This is a genomic window from Rhodopirellula sp. JB055 (assembly GCF_043100905.1).
In the GTDB taxonomy this organism is placed as follows: Bacteria; Planctomycetota; Planctomycetia; order Pirellulales; family Pirellulaceae; genus Rhodopirellula.
Genome location: NZ_JBICHO010000384.1, coordinates 1 through 6013, shown reverse-complemented (window position 1 = coordinate 6013; position 6013 = coordinate 1). Strand labels below are relative to the sequence as shown.

Annotated in this window: 4 protein-coding genes; all 4 read left to right on the top strand. The window is 58.9% G+C overall.

The features are described from left to right. Nucleotides 1-345: 345 nt before the first annotated feature. The 4 genes from ACF8AM_RS15220 (at nt 346) to ACF8AM_RS15205 (ending at nt 5926) form a co-directional block, all read left to right on the top strand. The gene (locus tag ACF8AM_RS15220) at nt 346-1815 is read left to right on the top strand and encodes a tetratricopeptide repeat protein (RefSeq protein WP_392556451.1); all 1470 of its coding nucleotides are present in this window, start codon (nt 346-348) and stop codon (nt 1813-1815) included. Between the two features lie 35 nt (nt 1816-1850). Further along, on the top strand, nt 1851-4127 hold the full coding sequence (locus ACF8AM_RS15215) for a polysaccharide biosynthesis/export family protein (protein WP_392556450.1): 2277 nt from the start codon (nt 1851-1853) through the stop codon (nt 4125-4127). An 81-nt stretch (nt 4128-4208) separates the two neighbouring features. After that, nucleotides 4209-5492 (top strand): diaminopimelate decarboxylase, encoded by a 1284-nt coding sequence (locus ACF8AM_RS15210; protein ID WP_392556449.1) that lies wholly within the window; start codon nt 4209-4211, stop codon nt 5490-5492. Between the two features lie 71 nt (nt 5493-5563). Further along, nucleotides 5564-5926 (top strand): 2Fe-2S iron-sulfur cluster-binding protein, encoded by a 363-nt coding sequence (locus tag ACF8AM_RS15205; protein WP_286764769.1) that lies wholly within the window; start codon nt 5564-5566, stop codon nt 5924-5926. Nucleotides 5927-6013 lie beyond the last annotated feature (87 nt).

Sequence of the window (6013 nt, the reverse complement as noted above, 5' to 3'; positions counted from 1 at the left end):
CAAAAGTCAACCTGGTCAAAATGCAGGCAACAAAGCGTCGTTCACGAGCGGTCCAGATTGGCAGATGAGGCCGTGGGAGGCGTCTGCCAGGTCCGGATATGCCGGTTGTGTGAATTCGCCCCCAGGTAACGGTCACGCGTGTTCGAACTGTTGATTCCACCCCGCAGAGAACGCTCGGTGTGCAGAACATCCCGTGGGCTCGTCGATACGCCGGATAGCTGGTCACCGTCGCCGGAAATTCGTGCATCGCAGGATGCTGATTTGCGAAGCGATGTGATGGGCGTGGTTCGCAAGAGCCGTGGGGATTCAAGGATGAACACCCCTCCAAAACACGTTGGGACTGCGATGGATCGCAACATGAAACCACGAATGCAGGCAGATCAGAACCACGTTGATCGAACAGCCAAGGGGCGATCGCAGCGCGGTTCACTGGTCCGACGTGTTTCGTTGGCAATCTTGATTGCATCGGTGACCGGGGCGGCTCACGCAGGCGATGGCTCGTCGTCCAGTCGAGTTTGGCAGCCACGTCCGCTGGCTTTGCCGCCCACCTCCGCGACGGCTCCCGCTTGGAAACCGCCCACGCCTCAGCCGGCCGCGGTGGCACCCTCTCCGCCGCCTGTCACGATCATCATGACGGCTCCGGTTCCTGCCGAGGAGCCCACGACGATCACCCGCCGACGCAAAACCCATTCAACCGACAGCGCCACCGCTTCGCTGGGCCGAACGGAACAAACCTATTCTCGACCGATGCCCGCGTCGGACCCGATCAACCATCACGCTCGGACGGCTGAACTGGCTCAGTCCGCCGTGGATCAACTGCGTCGTGCCCACTTCGCCGCTCGCCGAGGCGCGTTCCATACGGCGAAAGAGTCGGCCACGCAGACACTCCGGATCATCGCTTCCCTGCGAGACTCGCAAACGGGAGGCAACCTGCACACAACCCAGCTCAACGAAGCGATCACCGCCATCCGTGAGTCGACCGATTTCACGGGACGCTATGGACCGGTCGATCAAGCCGCGCTGAACCGATTGGTGGAGGTGCACAAGACACCGGCGCTGCACGGGGTCAACACATCAGCGTTGACCGCCGAGCGTGCGATCGAGGCTTACCTGAATTACGCACGGCAACGTTGGGTAGAAGCCACCATGGACGGACCGCTTGCCGCGGAAGCCACCATGATTCTGGCGGACCTGGAATCCGCGACGCTGACCCCGCAAGCGAATTCTGATGTGACGGAAGCCCGGTCGCGACTGCACGCATCGGAATTGGCGTTGATGTATCGACGCGCTGCCGTGGAAATCGGACCTGACAACCCACAAGCGACCGCGGAACTCGGACGCAACTTGCTCCGTCGTTCGATGCCCGCGATTGCCAAAGAGTTGTTGTTGCTGAGTGTGCAGCAGAAACCAACGCGGCAGAGCGTCGAGGATTTGATGCGAGCGGCAAGCCAATCCGGCGATACTCAATTGGCCGCTGAGTGCCAGCAACAACTGGCGTCGACGAACCTGCCCAGCGAACTGCCGGTTCAAGTGCTGTCACCTTCGCAATTCGCGAAAACGAATCAGCAGTTCGCCACGGTGAACCACACGCCCAATCCAGCAACCAGCGGTCCGTCCAACGTCCGGGCAAACCAATCGGCACCGCCGGCCTACCTTCAGACGGCGTCGCGTCCAAACTCCCGAGATTCGATCGGCCAAGGTCACTTGATCGTGCCCGCACAAAACGGGCGTGCGATGCAATCACGAATCGTTGATCCGTCGATGCCCGCTGCTCCCGCTCGTTCGACAACGCCTCGCAGTGGTCTGTTTTGGTAATGCAAGCCAACGCCCTCACCGTCCACCTGATTTCGATGGATCGTCCCATGAAACCAACTCCTCTTCGATCGGCGTTTCGTCGTGTTTGCTTGGCGACTGGATTGTTGTTGCCACTGGTCTTCGTGGGCTCCACGTCCGCGCAAGAATTGGTTGCGCCGGGACAAGCGTCGCCTGAAACCAATGCGCGTCCAACGATCTTGGGTGGCAGCACGGGAACGTTGCCCACTCCGTCATTTGATATGGACGATTTGCCGGACAATCCACCGGTCAATGAAGACGAACTGCTGGAAGTCAACTCGCTGCGTGATTACCGGCGGCGATTGGAAGAGCACAACCTGCGAGCCGAACAAGCCAAGCTGGAAGCTCGCGCCCGTTTCGAATCCCGCTCGCGAGATTTGATTCCTGGTTTGCCGCCCAAAGCCACTCCACCAAAAAACGCGGCACCACAAAACAATCCGTTGCCGGAGGCGATCCCAACGCCCACGCCGGCTCGGCCTTCGACCCCGCCACCGGTCCCGCCAGCAGCGAATGTTCCTGCTCCAAAATCGGCTGCGCCTCAACTTCCAACCGCTCAACCGCCAGCAAGCCAGTCGACAGCAATCCCGCAAACGGGGGGCAACGAAAACCTGTTGGAACTGCCTCCGCCATTGCGACCTCGTCAACCTCAAGCGGACCGAGTGAGTCCTCCGCGGCCACAGCGATTGGGTGGCAAAGCACCAGCAGCGAATAACGACGAACTGCCCGAGTTTCGTCCGGTTCCCCAACGCAATCGGCTCCAGCGAACGGAACCGACCGAGCCAACCAAGCCGATCGATTCGGCCACACGACTCGAGGCGTTGATGGATGAGGACACCGCGGTGGAATCGGCGAGCGACCTCGATGCCCCGCGGCAATCGCCCGCACCAAAGGCTCGCACGACTCGGCCAACATCCCCGCCCACGCCTCCCGCGAAACGCACCGAATCCAAGCAACCAGATCGTGAACCGGAGCCCGCGACGACTGCCGAGAAAACAGAACCTCGTACCCGGTCGGTGATCGACACCGAAGCGATGGACTCGAAGCCATCTTGGGCCAACTCGAGCCGCAGCGGATCGGTTCCAAGTCAAAACATGGGCACGCCTGCGTGGCCGGATCTGATGCAAGACGAGGTCACGCGTTGGCCTTTGCCAGCGTCATTTGCATCGCACGGCGGAGGCCCCTTGTCCGGTCATCCCACTTCGGTCACCTGCTCGACGTGTGGCGGATGCGTGGATCGCAACGGAGCCGGCACGGAACGCCTGAGCAAGACGCTTGGTGTTGGGACGGGAACCACTCCGGCCTGCCAGTGCTGGCGTTGTCCTCAGAGCATGCCATTCAATGTCTACGGCCCCGGCAACTATGTTGGACCAGCCCGCAGTGCACCGGTCCATGAATACCGACTGCGAAGCGGTGATCAAGTTCAATTGACGTTCTTGATCAAGACCGTTCGTTCGGTCGGTGCTTATCGTTTGGTTGTCGGTGATGAACTGTTGATTGAATCCGAAGCGGATGAAAAGCTGACTCGCGGAACGCTCGAACGTGGTTTGGAAATCCAACCCGACGGAACGATCACGCTACGATTCATCGGTCAGATCCATGCAGCCGGACAAACCATCGATCAGCTACGACAGTTGCTGAATGAACGTTACGAGGAGTATTACCCCGATCCGTCGATCGATGTGACTCCCGTCGCAACCGGAAACATCGCCCGGCAAATTCGCGAAGCCATCAGCGGTTCCGAAGGCTTCAACCCTCAACAAACCGTGCAAACGATCACGCCTGAAGGCACACTTCGGCTGCCTCGACTTGGTGCCGTTCCGGCGCAAGGTTTGACTCTGAGCGAACTCAAACGTGAAATCATCCTGCGATACGATTCGATGTCGGCTGGTTTGGATGTCGAAGTTGTCCTCGAGCAACAGGCTCCCCACTACGTTTATGTTCTGGGCGAAGTCACCACGCCGGGCCGCTTCGAAATCGACGCACCGACAACCGTGCTGGGCGGAATCGCACTGGGCGGCGGTTATGTGCCTGGGGCGAACCTGCGTCAGGTCGTGATTTTCCGCCGCGGTCCGAACTGGGAATTGCTGTCCACGATGCTGGATCTGCGTGGTGCGATCATGGGCAAGGACTCTCGACCCGTCGACGAAATCTGGTTGCAGGACGGCGATGTGGTCATCATCCCCCCCAGCCCGATTCGCTTGTTTGACCGGTTCGTCAGCCAGGTCTTCACCGAGGGTGTCTACGGAGTCGTGCCATTCACAGGCTTTGGGTTCTCGTTTGGTGACGACAACTGATCGGTTTTCGAAAGTTGCTCCGGCGACTATTCTTTCGGGTACTCCACTCGGAACACTTTCCACCGATTCCTGAGCCCACTGATGCATTACCAGCCATTGCCGTTCGATCGTGACCTGATCGACCGAATCATCGAAGATCACCCCACGCCATTCGTCCTGTATCACGAAGACGGGATCCGCACGCGGGCTCGTGAATTGACGGAAGCGTTCGCTTGGAACGAAGGTTTTCAGCAGTATTTCGCTGTCAAAGCCACCCCGAACCCGCACATCGTCGCGATGATGGCGGAGGAAGGCGGAGGAGCCGATTGCAGCAGCGTGGCTGAGCTGATCACCTGCGAACGATTGGGCATCACCGGCCAAGACGTGATGTTCACGTCCAACAACACCACGATGGAAGAGTTCGAGATCGCCAACAAGCTCGGCGCGATCATCAATCTCGATACCCCGCATCACATCGACCAAATCGCTCAATTGAGCCCGTTGCCGGAAATGATTTCGTTCCGGTTCAACCCGGGGCCAGAACGCCAGGGCAACGTGATCATCGGTGACCCCAAGGAGGCTAAGTTCGGTAGCACTCGCGAGCAACTCATCGATGGCTATCGCCGCTGTGCCGAACTCGGCATTTCGCGATTCGGTTTGCACGCGATGGTGGTCAGCAACGAACTGAACATCGAAGCGTTGTTGCAAACCGCAGAAATGCTGTTCGAACTCGCCGCGGAGATTCATCGCGAAACGGGGATCTCGGTCGAGTGCATCAACCTCGGTGGTGGAATCGGCGTGCCTTACCAGCCTGGCCAAGAACCGGTCGACTTGCCCGCCTTTGGCGATGGCGTTCGCAAACTGTATGAATCAATCTTGGTGCCCGCCGGAATCGATCCAGTGCGAATCCTGATGGAAAACGGTCGTGCGATGACCGGACCGTTTGGCTACTTGATCACCAAAGTCATCAATCGAAAATCGTCCTACAAAGACTACGTCGGCGTGGACGCTTGCATGAGCAACCTGATGCGTCCGGGCATGTACGGAGCGTACCACCACATCACCGTGATGGGCAAAGAGGACCAACCCGCTGATCGCACCGTCGACATTGTCGGATCGCTTTGCGAGAACAACGACAAATTCGCGATCGATCGCAAGATGCCCGCGACAGAAGTCGGTGACATCGCTGTCATCCACGATGCTGGAGCTCACGGTCACAGCATGGGTTTCCAGTACAACGGTCGTCTTCGTTCCGCCGAGATCGTGTTCAACGACGAGGGTGAGTTCCGAGTGATCCGCCGCGCCGAAACATTCGACGATTACTTCTGCACCGTCGACTTCGATTCCGTCAAAGTCGATCGCAAGCAATCAGCCACGGTTGGCTGATCGCTCGTTCGTCCGCCGGGCTCCCAAGCCCGGCGATTGTTGTCTTCACCACCACTTCCAATCGAGTCTCCATGCCTAAGCTCACCGTCGAAAACGTTGGTACCTTTGAAGTTCCCGCTGGCAAACGTTTGGTCAAAGCGTTGGTCGAAGAGGCTGGTACGGATCAATTGCATGCGTGCGGCGGCGTTTCCAAGTGCACGACGTGCCGAGTGGAATTTGTGGAAGGCGAACCGGAACAGATCACCGCGGCTGAAAAAGAAACCCTTCGCGTTCGCGAAGTGACCGAGCCCGGTGTTCGGCTCAGTTGCCAAATCAACTGCGACCACGACATGACCGTTCGCGTGATCAGCCGACTCGAAGGCAGTGGTCGCAAAGACCAAGGCGGCGCGGTCGCCGACGAGATTCAGCCTGCTCCCGAGTGGACCACCAAGTAGTCCACTCAAAAGTGGCATAGGCCTCTGGCCCGTGATTTTTACTCCACAAGCTAGTGGTCTGTCCCAGCTAAAAGTGAGGGTCGATCG

Excerpts from the sequence above, each read along its gene's own strand:
- ACF8AM_RS15210 (WP_392556449.1), top strand. The coding sequence starts at position 4,209 with ATGCATTACCAGCCATTGCCGTTCGATCGTGACCTGATCGACCGAATC.
- ACF8AM_RS15205 (WP_286764769.1), top strand. The coding sequence starts at position 5,564 with ATGCCTAAGCTCACCGTCGAAAACGTTGGTACCTTTGAAGTTCCCGCT.
- ACF8AM_RS15220 (WP_392556451.1), top strand. The coding sequence starts at position 346 with ATGGATCGCAACATGAAACCACGAATGCAGGCAGATCAGAACCACGTT.
- ACF8AM_RS15215 (WP_392556450.1), top strand. The coding sequence starts at position 1,851 with ATGGATCGTCCCATGAAACCAACTCCTCTTCGATCGGCGTTTCGTCGT.